The 20,137-nt window shown below is 74.6% G+C and carries 20 protein-coding genes; 11 read left to right on the forward strand and 9 right to left on the reverse strand.

Annotated elements, in window-relative coordinates:
- Positions 1-57: 57 nt before the first annotated feature.
- Genes ACWEMJ_RS25205 through ACWEMJ_RS25220 form a run of 4 tightly spaced genes read right to left on the reverse strand, consistent with a single transcriptional unit; the run spans position 58 to position 3,324 of the window.
- Positions 58-945 carry an SAM-dependent methyltransferase gene (locus tag ACWEMJ_RS25205; protein WP_452139393.1) on the reverse strand — a complete coding sequence of 296 codons (888 nt, stop codon included), beginning with the start codon at positions 943-945 and terminating at the stop codon, positions 58-60.
- 2 nt (positions 946-947) lie between these two features.
- On the reverse strand, positions 948-1,640 hold the full coding sequence (locus ACWEMJ_RS25210) for a cysteine hydrolase family protein (protein WP_452139394.1): 693 nt from the start codon (positions 1,638-1,640) through the stop codon (positions 948-950).
- Positions 1,637-2,764 (reverse strand): isocitrate/isopropylmalate family dehydrogenase, encoded by a 1,128-nt coding sequence (locus ACWEMJ_RS25215; RefSeq protein ID WP_452139395.1) that lies wholly within the window; start codon positions 2,762-2,764, stop codon positions 1,637-1,639. Before ACWEMJ_RS25215 ends, ACWEMJ_RS25210 begins: the two co-directional genes overlap by 4 nt.
- 29 nt (positions 2,765-2,793) lie before the next feature.
- Positions 2,794-3,324, reverse strand: coding sequence for an EF-hand domain-containing protein (locus ACWEMJ_RS25220; protein ID WP_452139396.1), 531 nt, complete (start codon positions 3,322-3,324; stop codon positions 2,794-2,796).
- A gap of 395 nt (positions 3,325-3,719) precedes the next feature.
- Here ACWEMJ_RS25220 and ACWEMJ_RS25225 point away from each other — a divergent pair, with 395 nt between their 5' ends.
- On the forward strand, positions 3,720-5,159 hold the full coding sequence (locus ACWEMJ_RS25225) for a glyceraldehyde-3-phosphate dehydrogenase (RefSeq protein ID WP_452139397.1): 1,440 nt from the start codon (positions 3,720-3,722) through the stop codon (positions 5,157-5,159).
- An 81-nt stretch (positions 5,160-5,240) separates the two neighbouring features.
- Here ACWEMJ_RS25225 and ACWEMJ_RS25230 read toward each other — a convergent pair whose 3' ends face one another.
- Positions 5,241-5,837, reverse strand: coding sequence for a CGNR zinc finger domain-containing protein (locus tag ACWEMJ_RS25230; RefSeq protein ID WP_452139398.1), 597 nt, complete (start codon positions 5,835-5,837; stop codon positions 5,241-5,243).
- A gap of 143 nt (positions 5,838-5,980) precedes the next feature.
- On the opposite strand from ACWEMJ_RS25230, the gene ACWEMJ_RS25235 reads away from it, so the two are divergent.
- The gene (locus ACWEMJ_RS25235) at positions 5,981-6,742 is read left to right on the forward strand and encodes an MBL fold metallo-hydrolase (RefSeq protein ID WP_452139399.1); all 762 of its coding nucleotides are present in this window, start codon (positions 5,981-5,983) and stop codon (positions 6,740-6,742) included.
- A gap of 29 nt (positions 6,743-6,771) precedes the next feature.
- Here ACWEMJ_RS25235 and ACWEMJ_RS25240 read toward each other — a convergent pair whose 3' ends face one another.
- Positions 6,772-7,452 carry a hypothetical protein gene (locus ACWEMJ_RS25240; protein WP_452139400.1) on the reverse strand — a complete coding sequence of 227 codons (681 nt, stop codon included), beginning with the start codon at positions 7,450-7,452 and terminating at the stop codon, positions 6,772-6,774.
- A 191-nt stretch (positions 7,453-7,643) separates the two neighbouring features.
- Between ACWEMJ_RS25240 and ACWEMJ_RS25245 the strand changes: the two genes are divergently transcribed.
- A complete protein-coding gene (locus tag ACWEMJ_RS25245; protein ID WP_452139401.1) occupies positions 7,644-9,803 on the forward strand; it encodes a DEAD/DEAH box helicase in 2,160 nt (719 codons plus the stop codon).
- 3 nt (positions 9,804-9,806) lie between these two features.
- Here the strand turns inward: ACWEMJ_RS25245 and ACWEMJ_RS25250 are convergent, their stop codons facing one another.
- Complete coding sequence (locus tag ACWEMJ_RS25250) at positions 9,807-10,817, reverse strand: NADP-dependent oxidoreductase (RefSeq protein WP_452139402.1); 1,011 nt, start codon at positions 10,815-10,817, stop codon at positions 9,807-9,809.
- Between the two features lie 186 nt (positions 10,818-11,003).
- Here ACWEMJ_RS25250 and ACWEMJ_RS25255 point away from each other — a divergent pair, with 186 nt between their 5' ends.
- From ACWEMJ_RS25255 to ACWEMJ_RS25265, 3 genes are all read left to right on the forward strand, one after another.
- Positions 11,004-11,522, forward strand: a complete 519-nt coding sequence (locus ACWEMJ_RS25255) for a sigma-70 family RNA polymerase sigma factor (RefSeq protein WP_452139403.1) — start codon at positions 11,004-11,006, stop codon at positions 11,520-11,522.
- Complete coding sequence (locus ACWEMJ_RS25260; protein ID WP_452139404.1) at positions 11,519-12,325, forward strand: hypothetical protein; 807 nt, start codon at positions 11,519-11,521, stop codon at positions 12,323-12,325. The genes ACWEMJ_RS25255 and ACWEMJ_RS25260 overlap by 4 nt, the downstream gene beginning before the upstream one ends.
- A gap of 70 nt (positions 12,326-12,395) precedes the next feature.
- Positions 12,396-13,094 carry a hypothetical protein gene (locus ACWEMJ_RS25265; protein ID WP_452139405.1) on the forward strand — a complete coding sequence of 233 codons (699 nt, stop codon included), beginning with the start codon at positions 12,396-12,398 and terminating at the stop codon, positions 13,092-13,094.
- 59 nt (positions 13,095-13,153) lie between these two features.
- Here ACWEMJ_RS25265 and ACWEMJ_RS25270 read toward each other — a convergent pair whose 3' ends face one another.
- Positions 13,154-13,918, reverse strand: a complete 765-nt coding sequence (locus ACWEMJ_RS25270; RefSeq protein ID WP_452139406.1) for an SDR family oxidoreductase — start codon at positions 13,916-13,918, stop codon at positions 13,154-13,156.
- A gap of 52 nt (positions 13,919-13,970) precedes the next feature.
- Between ACWEMJ_RS25270 and ACWEMJ_RS25275 the strand changes: the two genes are divergently transcribed.
- Positions 13,971-14,603, forward strand: coding sequence for a TetR family transcriptional regulator (locus tag ACWEMJ_RS25275; protein WP_452139407.1), 633 nt, complete (start codon positions 13,971-13,973; stop codon positions 14,601-14,603).
- A gap of 61 nt (positions 14,604-14,664) precedes the next feature.
- On the opposite strand, the gene ACWEMJ_RS25280 is transcribed toward ACWEMJ_RS25275, so the two are convergent.
- Complete coding sequence (locus ACWEMJ_RS25280) at positions 14,665-15,759, reverse strand: hypothetical protein (protein ID WP_452139408.1); 1,095 nt, start codon at positions 15,757-15,759, stop codon at positions 14,665-14,667.
- 142 nt (positions 15,760-15,901) lie between these two features.
- On the opposite strand from ACWEMJ_RS25280, the gene ACWEMJ_RS25285 reads away from it, so the two are divergent.
- From ACWEMJ_RS25285 to ACWEMJ_RS25300, 4 genes are all read left to right on the forward strand, one after another.
- On the forward strand, positions 15,902-16,813 hold the full coding sequence (locus ACWEMJ_RS25285; RefSeq protein WP_452139409.1) for a LysR family transcriptional regulator: 912 nt from the start codon (positions 15,902-15,904) through the stop codon (positions 16,811-16,813).
- 222 nt (positions 16,814-17,035) lie between these two features.
- On the forward strand, positions 17,036-17,599 hold the full coding sequence (locus ACWEMJ_RS25290; RefSeq protein WP_452139410.1) for a GNAT family N-acetyltransferase: 564 nt from the start codon (positions 17,036-17,038) through the stop codon (positions 17,597-17,599).
- 46 nt (positions 17,600-17,645) lie between these two features.
- Positions 17,646-19,796, forward strand: coding sequence for a hypothetical protein (locus ACWEMJ_RS25295; protein ID WP_452139411.1), 2,151 nt, complete (start codon positions 17,646-17,648; stop codon positions 19,794-19,796).
- Positions 19,797-19,911: 115 nt separating this feature from the next.
- Positions 19,912-20,137: winged helix-turn-helix domain-containing protein (locus ACWEMJ_RS25300; protein WP_452139412.1), on the forward strand; the 226-nt coding region annotated here is incomplete at its 3' end.

Here is a 20,137-nt window from a genome sequence, read left to right on the forward strand (position 1 = left end):
CGGACGAGCGAGGGGGCCGGGCGGTCGACCGCCCGGCCCCCTTCGGCTCCGCCGGTGTCAGCGGGCCTTGACGCAGGTGACCCAGCGGTTCGCGGCGAGCGCGTCGTCCGGCTCCGGCCGCGGCGCGCGGGCCAGGCCCGCCGCGTGGTCGAACGGGGTGCGGACGGTGACCGACCAGCCCAGCGCGCCCAGGTGCGCCGCGGTGTCCGGGCGGGGGCCCGGTGCGAACAGCGACAGCAGGTCGAGGCCGATCCGCTCCCGGGCCGCCGCGTACACCGGACTGGCCCGCACCTGGGCCGCCTCCAGGCCGAGCTTCACCTCGTAGGCCAGCGTCGAGCCCGGCGCGCTGAGCGCGGTCAGCGCGTCCGCGACGCCCAGCTCGGCCTCGGCCGGCAGGTACAGGAACAGGCCCTCGGCGAGCCAGGCCACCGGCAGCCGGGGATCGAGCCCGGCGTCCGTCAGTGCCTGCGGCCACTCGCCGCGCAGGTCCACCGGCACGGTGCGGCGGCAGGCCGACGGGACGGCCTCCAGGTCGTCCAGCACCCGCTGCTTGAACGCCAGCACCTCCGGCCGGTCCAGCTCCCACACGGTGGTGCCGGGCGGCCACGGCAGGCGGTGCGCCCGCGAGTCCAGGCCCGCGCCGAGCAGCACCACCTGGCGCACCCCGGCCCGCACCGCCGTCAGCAGGTGGGCGTCCAACACCCGGGTGCGCAGCGCGAAGTAGCTCGCCAGCCGGCCCCACAGCGGGTCGCCGGGAGGGATCTCCTCCGGGTTGCGCGGCCAGTCGGCGCAGCCCGGGTCGGCGCGGACGAAGTGCTCGGCGAACCGGTCGACGGCCAGCGCGTCGGGCCGGCGGGCCTCCAGCGCGCGGGCGTGCGCGACCAGCAGCGCGGTGCGGCCGACCCCGGCGGTGACGCCCGGGTCGTCCAGGACGGTGGCGGTCATCGTCACGACTGACCCGCCCTGGCGGTCGCGGCGGCGGCCTCTTCGGCGGCCGCGGCGGTGGGGGCGGTCGACTCCGGCCACGCCGGCAACTCCGGAAGCACAAAAGGTCGTTCGTCGTCCAGGTCGGTGATCCTGGCGCCGTACACGCGGGCCATGAAACGCAGCACGTCCTGGTCGGTCAGGTGGAGGGCGGCGGTGCAGTCGCGCAGCACGGTGAGGTGGAAGCCGCGCTGGAAGGCCGTCCGGGCGGTGGAGTCCACGCACACGTCGGCGAACAGGCCCGCCAGTACCAGGTGCTGGATGCCGCGCTCGCGCAGGTACGGTTCGAACGCCGGGTCGAGGAAGGCGTCGAAGCAGGCCTGCTTGGTGAACACCTGCTCACCGGGGAGCGGCACGGCGCCGTGGAACTCGGCGCCCCAGCTGCCCTCCAGGCACTTGGGCCGCTTGCCGAGCGCGGCGTCGCGCCGCCGCCAGGCCGGCCCCTGCAGGGCGACGTCGCCCAGGAAGCGGACGAACAGCACCTCGACGCCGAGCGCCCGGGCCCGCCCGACGGCGGCGGCGCTGCGTTCGGCGACCCGGGCCAGCCGGGCCGGATCACTGGGGAAGCGGGCGGCGGCGACCGGGCCCGCGCAGAAGTCGTTCTGCAGGTCGACGACCACCAGGGCCGTTCCCGCGCTGTCGGTGCCGGTGCTCATCGGGCGCCCGCCCGATCGGTGCCCGCGGCGGCGGCGACCCGGTTCGCACCCGACCTGGCGGCGGGCACGAAGGGCTTTAACGCGACGGCGAGTTCGCTCAGCACCGCGTCCACCACCTCGGTGGTCTTGGCGGTGCCGCCCAGGTCGGGGGTGCGGGCCCCGTGCGCCTGCGCGGCGGCCAGCGCCGTCTCGACGGCGGCCTCGGCGCCCGGACAGTTCGCGTGCCGCTCGGCGATCCGGGCGGCGGCCCGGACGGTGGCGACCGGGTTGACCACGTCCAGGCCGGCCAGGTCGTCGGCGGAGCCGTGCACCGTCTGGTACTCGGTGAGCCCGTGCAGCTCCGGAAGGAGGTTCACGTTCTCGGTGCAACGATTCTCCTGCCGCTCCGAGCCGTACCGGTCGAGCAGCACCACGTGCATGATGTCGGCCCATTCGTTGCCCGCGATCAGCACGGTGCGGTCCTCGGGGCCGTGGGTGATCAGGTTGCGGTTGACCGTGTCGGGCTGGAACAGCGCGATCTCGATGCCGAGTTCGGCGGACAGCTCGCCCCGCCAGTCGTCCAGCGCGCCGTCCAGCAGGTGGAACTTGTACGCCATCTGCACCTTCGCGGGGCCCTCCGGCCACAGGTCGCGGGCCCGGCGCACCGCGTAGCGCACCACCCGCTCGGTGACCGCCCGGCTGAACTCCATGGTGCGCACCACCTTGCCGGGGGTGTGCCGGTTCTCGCCGGTGTAGAACCCCTGGGCCTGGTCGCGGACCAGCAGCAGCCGGGCGCCGTTCGCGGACAGCTGCTCGACCTTGACGGCGGCCAGGCGCTGGCGCACCAGGTACAGCGACTGGGCGTTGATCGCGGTGCGGAAGACCGCCCGGACGCCGGCGGCGGCCTGCTCGCGGCAGAACTGCTCGTAGTGCGCGGCGTCCTGCGCGGTCAGGCGGGTGATCTCGGCGGTGTCGGCGCACTCGGCGCGCAGCGAGACGTACGAGTGGTAGAGCCGCGGTGACCGCACCAACTCGGCCTCCACACCGTGCAGTCGGGTGATCCGGCGGAGCACCCGCTCGAAAACGGGGGCGAGGTCCGGTCCGGTGCCGCGGCCGACGGCCAGGGCGATGAGCGGTGCGGTCAAAACGGGCTCCTTCAAAACGGGTGAAGAGGTCAGACCGGGTTCGCGACCAGGCGGTCGCCGGCGATGCCGACCTTCTCGGGGGAGTAGTAGTCGCGGATGCCCTGCGCCCACACCTCGACCGTGATCCGGTCGGTGGCGTCGGGCTTGAAGGCGTCGAACAGGGCCTCGATGTTGGGCTTGTCGAAGCCGATGGCGGTCATCAGGGCGAGGAAGCGGGGACGTTCGATCAGGCCGTCGTCGTCCGGGTCGCCGAGCTTGGCGAGCGCGTCGGCGAACACGGCGGCGGTGGCGCCGAACAGCTCGGGGTTGAGGACGAAGCCGCGGAACTCGGTGGGCGTGACCAGCCCGTTGCCGTCGATGTCCAGCGTCTTGGCCATCACCTCCCAGTAGTTGCTGATGCTGTCGGCCAGCGCCTGCCGGTCGGTCTCCGATGAGTCCTCGGCGACCTCCAGGACGCGCTCGGTCATCAGGTCGAAGTCCTCGGCGTCGAGCACCCCGTTGTCGTTGGCGTCGAACAGGGTGAACACCAGCGCGGCCCGCTGGTAGGCCAGGTGTGGCATGGACGGCCGTCCCTTCCTCGCGGCGGCCCGGCCTCGGACGGCCGGACCTGCACCCCCGAGACGGGCGGCCGCCCGGCCGGGGCTCCCACTCTCCTCCATCCAAACGCCCCAAGTGGCCGAAAATGATGAGACATCACCCCGTGGAGTGATGAATTCGACGTGGGTGACCTTGGTCACGTCCAGTCAAGGCCTGAATTCGGCTGACGTGGCGTCAGATTCGGTACCGAGCTGCACCGGAGCGGTCGAAGAGTGTCAACGGTGTGTCCGCGATCACGTTCGGGCGGCCTCCGTGAGGGGCACCACCGCTGGTCAGCGGGGGGACCACCCCGCCGCCGGCGGGGCGGCCGAAGCTAGCATGGGGGCGCCTAGCTCGGCCTACCCTCGAAAGTTGAATTGTGACTGTCAACGACGACGTGTTCACGGACTGGAAGAACCGCGAGGAGCTCGCGGAGTCGATGATCCCGATCATCGGGAGGCTGCACCGCGAGCGGGACGTCACCGTCCTGCTGCACAGCCGATCCCTGGTGAACAAGTCGGTGGTCAGCATCCTGAAGACCCACCGCTTCGCCCGCCAGATAGCCGGCGAGGAGCTCTCGATCACCGAGACCTTCCCGTTCCTCCAGGCCCTGGCGGACCTCGACCTCGGCCCGTCCCAGATCGACCTGGGCCTGCTGGCCGCCGCGTACCGCGCGGACGACCGCGGCCTGAGCGTCGCCGAGTTCACCGCCGAGGCGGTGGCCGGTGCCACCGGCGAGAACAAGCGGGAGCGCCAGGCCCCCCGCGACGTGGTGCTGTACGGCTTCGGCCGGATCGGCCGCCTGCTGGCCCGCCTGCTGGTCGAGAAGGCCGGCGGCCTGCGGCTGCGCGCCATCGTGGTCCGCAGCGGCGGCCCGGACGACCTGGTCAAGCGCGCCTCGCTGCTGCGGCGCGACTCCATCCACGGCCAGTTCCAGGGCACCATCACGGTGGACGAGGACACCAACACGATCGTCGCCAACGGCAACGCGATCCAGGTGATCTACTCGAACGACCCGAGCGAGGTCGACTACACCGCGTACGGGATCAACAACGCGATCCTGATCGACAACACCGGCCGCTGGCGCGACCGCGAGGGCCTGTCCAAGCACCTGCGCCCCGGCATCGCCAAGGTCGTGCTGACCGCCCCAGGCAAGGGCGACGTCCCGAACATCGTGCACGGCGTCAACCACGACACCGTCAAGCCCGACGAGCAGATCATCTCCTGCGCGTCCTGCACCACCAACGCGATCGTCCCGCCGCTGAAGGCGATGGAGGACGAGTACGGCGTGCTCCGCGGCCACGTGGAGACCGTCCACTCCTTCACCAACGACCAGAACCTGCTGGACAACTACCACAAGGCCGACCGTCGCGGCCGTTCCGCGCCGCTCAACATGGTCATCACCGAGACCGGCGCCGCCTCCGCCGTCGCGAAGGCCCTGCCCGAGCTCAAGGCGAAGATCACCGGCAGCTCGATCCGGGTGCCCGTGCCGGACGTCTCGATCGCGATCCTCAACCTGCAGCTGGCCCGCGAGACCACCCGCGAGGACGTCCTCGACCACCTGCGCGAGGTCTCGCTGACCTCCTCGCTGAAGCGGCAGATCGACTTCATCGACTCGCCCGACGCGGTCTCCAGCGACTTCATCGGCTCCCGCCACGCCTCCATCGTGGACGCGGGCGCGACCAAGGTCGAGGGCGACAACGCGATCCTGTACCTGTGGTACGACAACGAGTTCGGCTACTCCTGCCAGGTCGTCCGGGTCGTCCAGCACGTCTCCGGCGTCGAGTACCCGACGTTCCCGCGCCCGGCCGCGTCGTAACGCGGTTCCGCTGCTGCGGACTTCCTTCGGACCCCGTCCGGCCCTGGTGGCCGGGCGGGGTCTTTTTCTTCTGACGGAACGTCAGTTTTCGGCCGCGGCGCGCTTCTTGGCGTAGGCGCGGGCGGCGCGGACCCGGTCGCCGCAGCGGGTGGAGCACCAGTGGCGGGCGGCGTGGGTGCGGACGAAGAACCGGGTGCACGGGGCGCCGCCGCAGGCCGCGAGCCGGTCGGCGTCCGGGCCGGTGAGCAACTCGGCGGCGTCGGCGGCCAGTTGGGCCATCGCGTGGACGGCGATCGGGTCGGCCGGGTGGGGGTGGGCGCGGTACAGGCCGCGGTCGGCGCTCCAGTGCAGCAGCGGCGCGGACGCGGTGGCGGTGAGCGCCGTGTTGACGGCCGCGAGCGCGGCCTCCGGGGCCGGCCGGCCGGCGGTGCGGGCCTCGATCAACTCCCGCACCGCGCCCCGGAATTCGTGCAGCCGGACGGTGCACGGCCGGTACACCCGGCTGCCGGCCGGGGCGAGGCCGTGGTCGATCAGCCAACTGCTGGCGTGCTCCGGCGTGTCGAGCAGGTCGAGCGGGCCGGCGGGCAGGCTGAGCAGCGAGTTCGCGAAGTCCAGGGCCGGGTACTGTGCGGCGCCCGGAGCGGGGGCGGTGTGGTCGGTCGTGGTGCGCTGGCTCATGCGTCTCATGGTAAAGGCCGCGGTTGCTCGTGAGGAGACCGCTTGGGGGCTGCGCCGCTTCTCACGGAAAAGCTTGCGGTTCTCCGTGACGAACCGTTAGATTCCTCTCACGGTAAACCACTCGCTCTTCCGTGAGGTTCGTCATGACTGCTGCTGCTGCCGTTCCCGCCGTCCAGGTCTTCGGAGGCCCCACCGCGCTGATCGAGTACGGCGGCCTGCGCCTGCTCACCGACCCCACCTTCGACGCCGCCGGCCAGTACCCGATCAGCGGCGGCCGCTTCCTCACCAAGACCCTCCCCGGCACCGTCGCACCCGCCGACCTCGGCCCGGTCGACGCCGTCCTGCTCTCCCACGACGAGCACCCCGACAACCTCGACCACAGTGGCCGGAAGTTCCTCGCCGAGGTGCCGCTCACCCTCACCACGGTCGGTGGCGCGGGGCGGCTCGGCGGCACCGCGAAGGGTCTCGCCCCTTGGCAGAGCGTCGAGTTGACCGCTCCCTCGGGCACCCCGGTCACGGTCACCGCCGTCCCCGCCCAGCACGGCCCCGAGGGCTGCGAGCCCGTCACCGGCGAGGTCGTCGGCTTCGTCCTGACCGCCCCCGGCCTGCCCGTCGTCTACGTCTCCGGCGACAACGCGTCCCTCGACGTCGTCTCCCGGATCGCCGAACGCTTCGGCCCCGTCGACACCGCCGTCCTCTTCGCCGGCGCGGCCCGCACCGGCCTGTTCGACAACGACCTCCTCACCCTCGACAGCGCCCGCGCCGCCGAAGCCGCCCGCATCCTCGGCGCCCACCGCGTCGTCCCCGTCCACTTCGACAGCTGGGCCCACTTCACCGAGGGCCGCGACGCCCTCACCGCCGCCTTCGCCGCCGCGGGCCTGTCGGACGTCCTCGACCTCGCCTGACCCGACCCGCGGCCGCAGCGGACGGGTGGTCAGGAGGTGGCGGCGCAGACGGCGAAGACCCGCACGGTGGTGCTGTAGCCCAGCGTGCTGTTGAAGTACACCGTGCCGGTCATCGGGTTCGAACCGCTCTGGTAGATGAAGAAGCCGGAGCTCAGGGAACTGGCCCAGCCGCCCACACTGATCCGGGTCGTCCCGTCCGGGCAGACGGGGGCCGGGACGGCATAGTTCGAGGAGTTGCCGTAGACGGTGCGGGTCTCCTCCACGAAGGTGTAGGACGACGTACCGGGAGGCCCGGCGGGGCCCTGCGGCCCGGGCGGCCCCTCGGGTCCGGTCTCGCCCTGCGGGCCTGCGGGCCCGGTCTCGCCCTGCGGGCCTGCGGGTCCTTCGGGGCCCTCCGGACCGGGCGGTCCTTGGGGCCCCTCCGGTCCGGGCGGACCCGCCGGGCCCTCGGCGCCCCGGCAGTGGCCGCCGCGCCGGGGCTCGACCGGCTTGCCGCGCAGGGCCTGCCGGTCCCAGTCTTCCCCCTCCTCGTCCCCGTCCCATGCGCAGCCGTCGTGGCCGGCGAGATCGGTTGTGGCGGCCGGTCGGGCAGGTCCGTCCGGGGCGGCGGCCCGGGCGGCGCCGGTGAAGGTGATGAGCAGGAGGGATGCCAGGACGACGAGCGCTCTGCTCCGGTGCGCCGACGGGTCGGGTGGCGTGCGGTGTTCCACGGTTTCTCTCCACTGGCCTGTTCTGATCCCGTGTCGGAGACGGCCTTCCGCCCAGGCAATCAACCGCTGAATGAAAATCTGACGATATGAGCGACCCAAGGCCTTGGCACCACCTGGACGGACGCGGCCCCCTGGCAGTGGGGGGTGCCAGAATGCGCGGGACGAGGCGGGTGTGAGGGAAGGGTGCGGGTGTGGGGAACGGGCGGTGGGGGCGGGAGGTTGTGGGGCGGGCCGGGCGGGTGCGGGAGGCGGCTCGGGGGGTGGGGGCGGCCTGGGCGGGGGCCGTGGGGGAGGTGGTGGCGGCGCACGAGGGGATCTTCCGGGGGCTGGTGCGCGGGGAGCTGGAGGGGATACCGGTCGAGCGGCTGAAGGAGGTGACGGAGGGGCGGCTGCAGACCGGGGTGCTGGCGGCGGCGGGGTACCGGACGGTGGCGCAGGTCTGCGCGGCGAGCGCGCTGGAGCTGGTGCGGATTCCGGGGATCGGCGGGCCGACGGCGCAGCAGCTGGTGGGGGCGGCGCGGCAGATCGCGGAGGCGGTGGAGCGCAGCACGGCGGTGCGGATCGACCCCGCACGGCCGGACGAGGCCAGTACCGCGCTGCTGGTGGCGTTGCACCGGCTGGTGGTGGCGGGGCCGGGCGCGCGCCGGGCCGCCGAGGAGGCGGGGGAGGTCGAGCGGCTGCTGGCCGGCCCGATGGAGGCGGCGGGGCCGGCCTGCGGGTGGGTGCGGGGGCTGGTGGCGGGGGCCGCGCGGCGGGCGGAGGCCCGGCGGGCGGTGGCGGCGCTGGAGCAGCAGGTGGCGGCGGCGGAGGCCGACGGGCTGCCGCTGCGGCTGGCGCAGGCGGGGGCGGACCTGCTGCGGCCGGGCGCGGGTGAGCTGGAGGTTCGGGTCGAGTTCGAGCACCGGGCGGCGGAGTTCTACGCGGTGCTGGGCCTGCTCGCGGAGGAGGGCCTGCTCACCGGGGTGGACCGGGGCGGCCGGGGCGCGGCGGAGGGCCATCTGCCGGACGAGCTGGCCGAGTCGGTGCGGGCCGAGCCGTTGGACGACCGGGGCTGCACGGTCTCGTTGCGGGGCTACCAGGCGTTCGGGGCGCGGTTCGCGCTGGCCCGCAAGCGGGTGATGCTCGGTGACGAGATGGGGCTGGGCAAGACGGTGCAGGCGCTGGCGGTGCTGGCGCACCTGGCGGCGGCGGGCGAGCGGCGCTTCCTGGTGGTGTGCCCGGCGTCGGTGCTGGTCAACTGGCAGCGGGAGACGGCGAGTCGGACGACGCTGGCCGCGCACCGCTACCACGGGCCGGAGCGGGAGGCGGCGCGGGCGCGGTGGCTGGCGGACGGCGGGGTGCTGGTCGCGACGTACGAGTCGCTGCGGACGCTGGCGCAGGATCCGATTTCCGCGCTGGTGGTGGACGAGGCGCACTTCGTGAAGAACCCGGCCGCGCGGCGGACCGAGCTGGTGGCGCAGTGGGCGGGCCGGACCGAGCGGGTGCTGTTCCTGACCGGCACGCCGATGGAGAACCGGGTGGAGGAGTTCCGCACGCTGATCGGCCACCTGCAGCCGGAGTTGCTGCCCGAGCTGCCGACCGGCCTGGGCGCGGCCGGCCAGGTCGCGTTCCGCCGGGCCGTCGCGCCCGCGTACCTGCGGCGCAACCAGCAGGACGTGCTGACCGAACTGCCGGACGTGGTGCGGGTGGACGAGTGGGCGGAGCTGTCGGGGCCGGACCGCGAGGCGTACGCCGAGGCCGTCGCGGAGGGCAACTTCATGGCGATGCGGCGGGCGGCGTACGCGCGTCCCGCGCAGTCGGCGAAGCTGCGGCGGCTGCGCGAGCTGGTGGCGGAGGCGGCCGAGAGCGGGCACAAGGTGGTGGTGTTCTCGTACTTCCGGGAGGTGCTGGCCACCGTCCGGGAGGCGCTGGGGGAGGCGGTGACGGGCACCGTCGCGGGGTCGCTCGCGGCGGAGGCCCGGCAGGAGCTGGTGGACGCGTTCGGCGCGGTGGACGGGCACGCGGTGCTGCTCTGCCAGATCCAGGCGGGCGGGCTCGGGCTGAACCTGCAGGCCGCGAACGTGGTGGTGCTGTGCGAGCCGCAGCTCAAGCCGACGCTGGAGGACCAGGCGGTGGCCCGGGCCCAGCGGATGGGTCAGATCCGCCGGGTCCGGGTGCACCGGCTGCTGGCCACCGACAGCCTGGACCGCGGCCTGGTGGAGATGCTGCGCGGCAAGGCCGAGCTGTTCGACCGCTACGCGCGCCGCAGCGACCTGGCGGAGTCGGCCCCCGAGGCGGTGGACGTCTCCGACCGCGCGCTCGCCGTGCGGATCGTCGAGGACGAGCAACTGCGGCTGGCGGCAAGGGAGTAGGCGTCACAGCCGGACCAGCATCTTGCCGGTGTTGGCGCCGGTGAGCACGCCCAGGAAGGCGTCGACGGTGCGGTCGAAGCCGTCCAGCACGGTCTCCGGGGAGACCACCCGGCCGGAGCGCAGGTGCGGGGCGAGCAGCTCGTACAGCTCCTCCTGGGCGTCCATGTGGTGGCGGACCAGGAAGCCCTCCAGGCGGATGCTGCGGCCGACCAGGTCGAACAGGTTGTGCGGGGCGGCGGGCGGCTCGGTGGTGTACTGGGCGATCGCGCCGCACCAGGCGATCCGGCCGAAGTCGCGCATCGCGCCGATCGCGGCCGCCAGGTGGTCGCCGCCGACGTTGTCGAGGTAGACGTCGATGCCGGTGGGGGCGGCGGCGTTCAGCAGCTCGGCGACCGGGCCGGCGTGGTAGTCGAACGCGGCGTCGAAGCCGAGCCGTTCGGTGAGGAAGGCGGTCTTCGCCCGGGAGCCGGCCGAGCCGATCACCCGGCGGGCGCCGAGCAGCCGGGCGAGCTGGCCGGCGGCGGTGCCGACGCCGCCGGCCGCCGCCGAGACGAACACGTCCTCGCCGGGCGCGAGGCGGGCGATCCGGGTCAGGCCGACGTACGCGGACAGGCCGGTGCCGCCGAGGACGCCCAGGAACGCGCTGAGCCCGACGCCCGGCAGGTCGGGCAGGACGCGCACCTCCTCCCGGGTCACCACCGCGTGGGTGCGCCAGCCGTGGCGGTGGATCACCGCCGTGCCGACCGGCAGCGCCGCGCTGCGCGACTCCACCACCCGGCCCACCGCCCGGCCCTCCAGCGGCGCGTTCAACTCGTAGCCGCCGTCGCCGCCCTCCATCGAGCCGAGCATGTACGGGTCCACGGACAGGTACGCGTTCTCGACCAGCGCGCTGCCCTCGGCGAGCGGCGGCAGCTCGTCGTCGACGAAGGCGAACTGCTCGGCCGTGGGCAGGCCGCCGGACGGGCGGGCGATCTGGTGGACGGCGCGGGCGGTACGGGTGGCGGTGCGGGACACGGTGAACGCTCCGGTGGGAGAAGGGGTTTGACGAGGCACGACGCTACGGCGGGCGGTGCGGCGGTGGCAGGGGCCGGCGTCGATGGCAGGCCGCGATCCATGAGCGGCGTTCATGGCTGTGGCGGACCCCAACGAAACCGGCCCGCCGTTCGTGTGGACGGGTGAGAGACGAGGAGAGGGGGGATTGTGGCCGAATGGGCCGATCAGCTCGCCGAGTTGGTGGCGACCCGAGGAGCGGAACTGCAGCGCTACGGGTTCCTGCTGGCCGGGGACCGCGCCGAGGCGGCCGACCTGGTCCAGGAGGCGCTGGTGCGGGTCTTCGCCCGCCCGCGCCGCGCCTGGCGACTCGGCGAGATCGAGGGGTACGTCCGCCGCACCATGCTCAACCGCTACCTGGACCAGTACCGCCGCCGGGCCCGCTACCGGCAGCTGGTGCCCCGGCTGGCCGAGCGCCCGGTCGGCCCGGACGACAGCGAACGGCTCGCCGACCGGCACCAACTGCTGGCCGCGCTCGGCACGTTGTCACCGGCCCAGCGCGCCTGCGTGGTGCTCCGGTACTACGAGGACCTGCCGGTGGCGGCGGTGGCGGAGCGGCTCGGCCGCGGCGAAGGAACGGTCAAACGACACCTCAGCGACGCGCTGGCGCGGCTGGGTGTCGCACTCGCGGAAGCCTGTCGAGAACTTGGGGAAGGTGCGAGGACGTGAATCCGGAAGACATGCGCAGGGTTCTGCCCGAAGCGGCGGAACTGGCCGGACCGCTCCCACTGGACACCGAACGGCTCACCCGGGCGGTCCGCCGACGCCGCCGGACCCGCTCCGCGCTGGCGGCCGCGGGCGTCCTGGCGCTGGCGGGCGCGGTGTTCGCGGTGGCCGGTCCGATCGGGTCGGCGGGGCCGGCGGGGCCGGCCGGTCCGATCGCGCCGACCGGTCCGATCGCGCCGACCGGGTCGGCGGCGGCCGAGCCCGAAGCGAGCGGGGCCGTGACCGCGCTGACGTTCCAGCCCATCCTCGACACCCCGGATGGGCCGCAGTGCGGCCAGCCGCTGTCGATCGAGGGCGTCGAACCCGAACGCAGCGACTACTCGATGACGGTGAGCTCCGTCGGGTGGGCGGGCAGCAGTACCGGTCCGCTCATCGACGCCGCGCTCCGCGCCGGACCCGGGGTGAGCAGCGTCAGGCTCACCGACAGGCCGGCTCCGTACCTGCGGGTGCTGTACCTCAGGAACGGCGTGGTCGTCGGTGGCGGGCTCACGCTGATCGGGCGGGACGTCCCGGGGGGCGAGGGCCATCTCCTGGAGCAGACGTGGACGCTCCGGCCGGACCCGCCGTTCGAGGCGAAGCTGCAGGAGCAGAACACGCTGTGCCCGTCCGTGACCTGGCCCCAGATCTGGGCGGACCGGGGTGACTACGAGGTGGTGCTGGCCCTGCCCGCGCCGGAGCCGTGGCCCCTGAAGTGGAAGGCCGACAAGGAGCGCTTCGTGATCGCCCGCTCGCCGCTGGCCCGTTGAGGCGCGGAACCGGTTCCGGCTCCACTCCGTCCAAGGCCCGTCGGAGAGGTTCGGGGAGAGGCAGGCGGGGATGGCGGCGGCACGGCGGTACTGGTTCGCGTTGTTGGTGTGCGGGGCGCTGCTGGCGCTGTCGCTGCCGCTGCTGTTGACGGAGGGCCTCTCCTGCCCCGCCCGGCCGTCCGGCATGGACCTGGGGTGCGCCGCGCCGGTCTCCTCGTTCCAGGGCATCCTCGGCAGCTACACGCTGGCGCATCCCGGCGGGTTCCGGCTGTACTGGCTGGTCGCCCTGCTGGGCGGCGGCCTCGCGCTCGCCCACTGGTACCGGCGGGCCGGCGAGGGGCGGCGGGTCGTCGCACCGCTGGTGGTCGCGGCGCTGCTGGCGGCCGCCACGACGGGCCTGACCTGGGCGGGCTGGAACGGCTTCCGCTCGCCGTCGGCGTGGCTGGAGTCGGTGCTGCTGATCGTCTTCAACGGAGCCACGCCGCTGCTGGTGATCGCCCCCGCCCTGCTCGCGCTCGCCCTCGCCGAGCGCAGCGCCGGGCTGTTCGCGTTCGCGGTCGGCTTCGGCGCACTGGCCTACGTCTTCGCCACCCGCGACTCGTTCGGCGTGCTGCACGACCTCGGCCTCCCGCTGGACGTGCTGAGCGACCCGGCGGGAATCCGGCAACTGCTGAACCTGGCGATCCCCGCCGCCGTCCTGCTCGCCGCGGCGGCCGTCGCGTACGCCGCCGGCACCCGGGCCGCCCGGGCTCGACCGGTCGGCGCCTGAGCCTGTGCCAGGAGAAACAGTGCGCTGCCCCCGCCTGGCCCCCGCCTGGCCTTCGTCGGTCAGACGCGCGGACCGAGGAACAGGCCGCCGCTCGCGTCGATGACCTGCCCGGTGACCCATCGGGCGGCGTCGGAGGCGAGGAAGGCGACCACGTCGGCCACGTCGCCGGGCGCGCCCAGCCTGCTGAGTGCCGTCATGCCGGAGATCTGTTCGGTGAGGCCCGGCACGTCGAAGACAGCTCCGTTGCTCGCTGTCCTGGTGGCCCCGGGAGCGACCGCGTTCACCGTCGTTCCCCGAGGGCCGAGTTGGACGGCGAGGGTCCTGGTCATCGTCTCGATCGCGCCCTTCGTCATGGCGAAGGACGTCTGGGACGAGTTGGCCATCCGGGTTGCCGCCGACGAGATCGAGATGATCCGGGCGCCCTCGCGCAACAGCGGGAGTGCACGCTCGATGATGAAGTACGGCGCCCGCACGTTCACCGCGAACAAGCGGTCGAACTCCGCTCGCGTCGTGACGCCGAGCGGGCCGGCCGGTGCGGCCGCCGCGTTGTTGACGACGATGTCGAGCGGCCGACCGTCCAGGCCGGCCTCCACGCCGGAGAAGAGTGTCTCGACGTCGCCGTCCACGCCCAGTTCGGCTCGGACGGCGAAGCCGGTCCCGCCGGCGTGTTCCACCGCGTCGAGGGTCGCCGCGGCCCCGGCTTCGTCCGTGCCGAAATGCACGATGACCGCGGCTCCTTCTGCCGCCAGCCGAACCGCGATCGCCTGCCCGATGCCGCGCGACGCGCCCGTCACCAGAGCCGTCCTGCCCGACAGACCGCCCATGCCTTCACCCCATCTGAGTGTTAGTCACTAACATGATGCTAGTGTCTAGCACATGAGTGAGCGGCAGCCAAGCCTGCGGGAACGACGGCGCACCGAGACGCGGCACCTGATCCAGGCGCACGCCGTGCGGCTGTTCACCGACCGCGGCTACGACGCGGTGACGGTGGCCGACGTCGCCGAGGCCGTCGGCGTCTCCGCCATGACCGTGTACCGCCACTTCCCCACCAAGGAGGACCTCGTCCTCGTCGACCGGCCCGCCCGGCTCATCGCCGAGCACGTTGCCGCGTCGCCCGCGACGCAGCCCGTCGTGCGCCGCGTCGGCAGCGCGCTCATCGACGCGGCCACGACCTCGACCGGCGGCGACGGGGACGAAGGGGCGGCGAATCGACGGTTCCTGCTGGACTGCCTCCGGCTCATGGTTGCGACGCCTGCGCTACGGGCCCGGCACCTGGACAGCCAGTACGCGCTGCAACAGGCCGTCGTCGCCGCCCTCGGGGACGACGCGACCGATCCCGACGCCGCGTTCCGCGCCCACGCGGCGACCGGCGCCTGCCTCGCCGCGATGCACACCGCGCTGACGCGCTGGGTCGAGGACGACGGGCGTACCGAACTGCCGGACCTGATCGCTCGGGCGCTCGCCGCGTCCTTCGGGGACGACGCCGTCGCCACCCGCCGGAAGGGCTGAAGCCGGTGTGCGCGAGCGCGGTGGTCGGGCGGGCCGGTGCGAGGGGCGGGACGGCGGCTGGTCAGGCGTGGAGGGTGAGGCTCCAGTCGTGGTTCGCGCGGACGCGGAAGAGGCCCGGCCCGGGGATCTCGCCCGGGAGGTCGGTTCTGCCGCGTCCGCTGACCAGCCGGAGTCCGGGGGTGAGGTCGTCGGTCAGTTCCTCGATCCAGCAGGATCCGCTGCCGCGGTGGCTGAACCGGATCGAGGCGGGCCCGCCGTCGTAGCGGAAGACGTACGGGCCCTTGAAGGCGAGGCTCTGCTCCAGGGCCGGCACGTGGTCGAGCGACTGCACCCACATGCGCCACGGCCCGCGCTTCTCCACCCGCACCCGGACGCGCTCGCTGCCGTCCGGGGGGAGGACCACCATCGTCCGGTCCAGCGTGTGCTCCAGGATCCGGGTGGCCCGGCCGGAGTCGTCGACGAGGTGGACCTCGCCCTGGTAGGACGAGCGGATCACCAGCAGCGCCGGCTCGGCCGGGTCGGGCCGGTGCAGCTTGACCTCGCGCTCGCTCCTGCCCTCGGCCTGCTGCACCGTCCGGGTGCCGGGCGGAGGGGTCTTGTACGGCCGCCAGGCGGCGGCGTTCCCGCTCGCCGCGGGCCCGGCGGCCGCCGGCCGGGCCGTGCGGGCCTGCCGCTGGGCCGGGCGCCGGGTGGTGACGGGCGGGCGCCCGTCGGAGAGCCGGGCGGCGTCGGCCGCGCAGACCGGGACCGGGCGGGTCGCGCCGTCGGGCGGCGACCACGGGAAGTCGGTGGTGGACGGGCCGTGGCGGGGGTCGAAGAAGCACAGCGGGCGGTGGTCCGGCACGGGGCGGTCGGTCAGCCGCGCCGCGGCGCGGGCGAGCGCGCTGCGCCCTTCGTACAGGGCGTGCACGACGTCGTCGGCGTCCTCGCGGGTGCGGTCGCCGACGAAGTCCCGCTTGGCGCGTTCGTAGGCGTCCAGGGCGCGGCCGTAGTCGGCGAGGGCGGCCTCGTCCGCGCTCCGCCCGGACGAGGTGAACTCGTACCGGGCGAGCGCCTCGCCGAAGGCGGTGATCTCGGCGTCGATCTGCGCGAGTTCGTCCTCCGCGCGCCGGCGCCGGAAGAGGCTCAGGAAGCTCCTGCCGCGCCTGTCGCCCACTGGTGCCCCCCACTGCGCTGGTCGGTGATCGTGCCCGAATCCTAGTCAGCTGTCCGACCGCCCGCGCCGCCGGCGGCGGACCGTCCGGACGCCGCAGAAGCCGCCGACTCCGGGTGCGGGGAACAGGCACTAGGCTGCCGAGGTGGCGGACGATCTTCTCCCGCAGGAGCTGCGGGTGCTGGTGGCGGTGGCCGACTGCGGCGGGTTCACGGCGGCGGCGGCGCGGCTGGGGCTGACGCAGTCGGCGGTGTCGCACGCGGTGCGGGGGTGCGAGCGCAAGCTGGGCGCGGTGCTGTTCGAGCGCGGGCGGCGCGGGGCGGTGCCGACCGCGGCGGGGGAGCGGGTGGCGGGGCACGCGCGGCGGATCCTGCGGTTGCTGGCGGCGCTGCCCGGCGAGGCCCGGCAGGGGGAGCCGGACGTGCCGAGGGGCCCGGTGCGGATCGTGGCGTTCCGCAGTGCGGCGGGCCGGGTGCTGCCCGCCGTGCTGGCCCGACTGGCCGTCAGCTGCCCGGAGTTGGAGCCGCAGGTGCGGGTGATCCGCGACCTCGGCCGGGGCACGGCGGGCGAGGTCGCCGACGGCCGGGCCGACCTCGCACTGGCCACCCTGGGCGCGGTGATCCCGCCGGGCCTGGTCCGCGCGCCGCTGTACCGGGAGGGCTACGCGCTCGCCCACCAGCAGGGGCATCCGGATCCGCGCGGCCTGCCGCTGGTCGACTGGGACGAGAACTGCGGCTCCTACACGGCCGATTGGTGGCGGCGGCAGGACTGGATCCCGTCCGCGACCATCAACGTCTCGGACGACACGGTGGTGCTCTCGCTCGCCGCGCAGGGCCTCGGGATGGCGATCATGCCGATGCTCACCCTGGACCGGCTGCCCGACGGGCTCGCCGTCACCGACCTCGGCGCGGACCGCCCGTACCGGGAGGTCGGCTACGTCACCACCCCCGAACTGGCCCGGACCGCCGCCGTCCGGGCGGTGGTGCGGGAGCTGCGCGCCGCCCCGCTGCCCGAGGGCGCGAGCCCGGTCGGGGAGGGGGTGTCCCGCCGCCCGTAGCGGGGGCGCCCGGCCCGGGAGAGAGGTGGGCCGGGTGGGCGGCGGGACTTGGAGTGACGAACCCCGCCAATGAGTCTGCGCGGCCCCGCTCACGTTCCACTAACGTCCCGCTGACGTGCGGTAACGGCCAAAAAATATGGTTGACTTGACGCGTAGTCGAAGGACGGGGGCGGGCGGCCGGGGCGGAACCCCGGGCGGCCCGGAAGGCGACGGGGGTGGCGCATGCGAGCGCTCGCCGAGGTGCGGGACGACCCGCTGGCGGACGACGGACTGCTGCTGCGCAGGCCACGGCCCGAGGACGCGCCGCTGGTGCTGCGCGGCACCCACGACCCGCTGGTGCGCGAGTTCCTCCAGGCGGTCATCCCGCACCAGGACGAGGCCGCCGCCGAACGCTGGCTCGCCGAGATCCCGCCGATGCTCTGGCAGACCGGCCGGGCCGCCTACTTCACCCTGGAGGCGGCCGGAGCGGCGGTCGGCTGGGGCGAGCTGGTGAACCTCGACGCGGAGCAGGACAGCGCGGAGATCGCGGTCTGGCTGCTGCCCGAACACCGCCGGCTGCGCACCGCGAAGAGCGCGATGCGGCTGGTGTGCCGGTTCGGCTTCGAACGGATCGGCCTGCGCCGGATCGACGCCTTCGCCGCCGCCGACAACATGCCCAGCCAGCTGACGGGCGCCGCGATCGGCTTCCGCCGGGCCGGCTACCGCCCCGCGCTGTTCCGCAGCTCGCGCACCCTGCGGCTGCACGACGCCGTGTACGCGACGCTCGTACCGGAAGACCTCTGCTGAACCCCCGGGGACGCCAACTCCCCGCACCAGAACCAGGAGTGACGACATGTCAGGAAGCAGCCTCCGCCTGGAGGACGGCGCGCTCGGCGAACTGCTGATCACCCCCGAGGGGTTCCGCGCCACCCGGGGCGGGCAGCAGCGCACCGGCCGCCTCGACGCCGCGCTGATCGTCCGGGTGCTGACCGCGCTCGGCGACGCCCCCGCGCCCGTGCCCGGCGCCGCCGCCCCGGCCGCCGGCCGCCGACTCACCGTCACCGGCCTGAACGGCCGCGCCGACCGGCAGTGGACGGACGGCACCGACGCGCCCGTCCCGGCCGCCGTCGCCCCGTTCGCCACCCTGCTGGCCCAGGTCTTCGCCGAGCCCGGCCGGCCCGCCGCGCTGCCCGGCGCCGTCGCCCTCGGCCACCCGGCCGCGCAGGCCGCCCGCAGCGCCGCCGCCGTCGGCACCGTCGGCGGCCGGGCCGCCTACGCGCTGGTCGAGGAGGACGGCTCGTTCGGGCTGACCGCGCTCGACGACGCCGCTTCGCTCGGCGGCTCCGACGCCGACGCCGGCCTCGCCCCGTCCGCCGTCGCCCTCGGCGAGGCCGACGGCCGCTCGCTGTTCGCCGTCGGCGGCACCGACGGCTCGGTGCAGGTGTGGGACGCCACCACCGGCCAGGTCGTGCACGGCTCCACCGGCGGCGAGGGCGCCCAGGCGGTGGCCGCGCTGGTCTGCCGCGACATCCCGGTGGCGTTCTCCGCCGGCCAGGGCGGCGACCTGCGGGCCGTCCGCGCCGACGACGGCCGGGTGCTCGGCAACCTGCCCACCGGCGGCCACGGCGCCACCGTGCTGCGCGCCGCCCACTGCGCCGGCCTCGACCTGCTGGCCGCGGCCGCCGCCGACGGCACCGTGCGGGTCTGGGACGCCGGCACCGGCGAGCAGCTGCACCTGCTGGTCGGCCACCGCGGCGAGGTCCGCACCATGGCCGTCCTCACCATCGACGACCAGGCCGTGCTGGCCACCGCCGGCCACGACCGCCAGGTGCGGATCTGGGACCTCGCCACCGGCCAGTCCGTCGCCGAACTCACCGGCCACACCGGCACCGTCACCGGCCTCGCCTTCACCACCCTCGACGAGCGCCCCGTGCTCGCCTCCTGCGCCCTCGACGGCACCGTCCGCACCTGGGACGTGTACGACGGCCACGCGCTGCACGGCTGGCCCGCCGGCAACTGGCTGACCGCGCTGGCCGCCGCCGACGGCGTGCTGTACACCGGCGACGAGACCGGCCTGATCACCGCCTGGGACGCCGCCACCGGCACCCGCGCCCACGGCGCCCCGGCCGGCCGCCCCGGCACCCCGCTGGCCGCGCTCGCCGCCGGCGCCCTGCACGGCCGCGCCGTGCTCGCCGCCGGCTTCGGCGACGGCACCCTCGCCGTCTGGGACGCCCCGACCGGCAGCCCGCTCCTCGAACTGCCCGCCGACGGCGGCCCCGTGCACTCCCTGGACGTGACCGCCGACGGCCCCGACGGCCCGCTGCTGGTCTGCGGCACCACCGCCGGCGCCGTCCGCAGCCACCGCCTCGCCGACGGCGCCGCGCACCCGCTGCCCGTCCCGCACGCCGGCCCCGTCACCGGACTCGCCTTCACCGGCGGCGAGGCACCGTTGCTGGCCTCCGCCGGACGCGACGGCGTGATCGCCGTCCGCTCCGCCGCCACCGGCGACAACAGCCGCCGCTTCGCCACCGGCCACGGCCCGATCACCGCCCTCGCCGCCGTCGTCACCGGCGGGCAGCCGATCCTCGCCACCGCCGGCGAGGACCTCAAGGTGCGGATGTGGCACGCCGGCAGCGGCGCCGCCGGACCGGTCTGCGAAGGACTCGACCGGCCCGCCGAGGTGCTGGCCTTCACCGAGATCGGCGGCCGCCCCGCGCTGATCGCCGGCTCCGCCGACGGCACCGTGCTGGTCTGGGACGTCCAGAACGGCAGCCGCACCGCCCGGCTGACCGGCGGCGACGCGGCCGTCCGCGCCGTGGTCGGCCGCGAGTTCGACGGCGAGGCGCTGCTCGCCGCCGGAGACGCCGCCGGCACCCTGCGGCTGTGGCACCTCGGCAGCGCCACCCTGCTCAACGAGGCCGCCCTGGACGGCACCCCGCTGGCCATCGAACTCGACGAGGCCGGACTGCGCGTGGTCACCCCGTCCGGAGCGGTCACCCTCTGAGCAGGGGCCGTCGCCGCGGGCGCTGACGGGCCGTTCGACCCGGGGCGGGTGAACCGGGCCGGATAACGATTCGATAGCCTCCCCACGAAACACGCAACACGGTGGGGGTACTGCGGTGAAGTTCCGGCTGCTCGGAGCCATTACGGCGGAGGACGCCGAAGGCGCAGAACTGCGACTCGGACCGGAGAAGCGGCGCAGCGTGCTCGCCCTGCTGCTGCTGCGCCGCAACCGGGCCGTCTCGGTCGCCCAGCTCATCGAGGCGCTCTGGACCGCCGAACCGCCCGCCAACGCCCGCACCGTGGTGCAGAGCCACATATCCCGGCTGCGCGCCCTGCTCACCG

Source organism: Kitasatospora sp. NPDC004531, assembly GCF_053602195.1.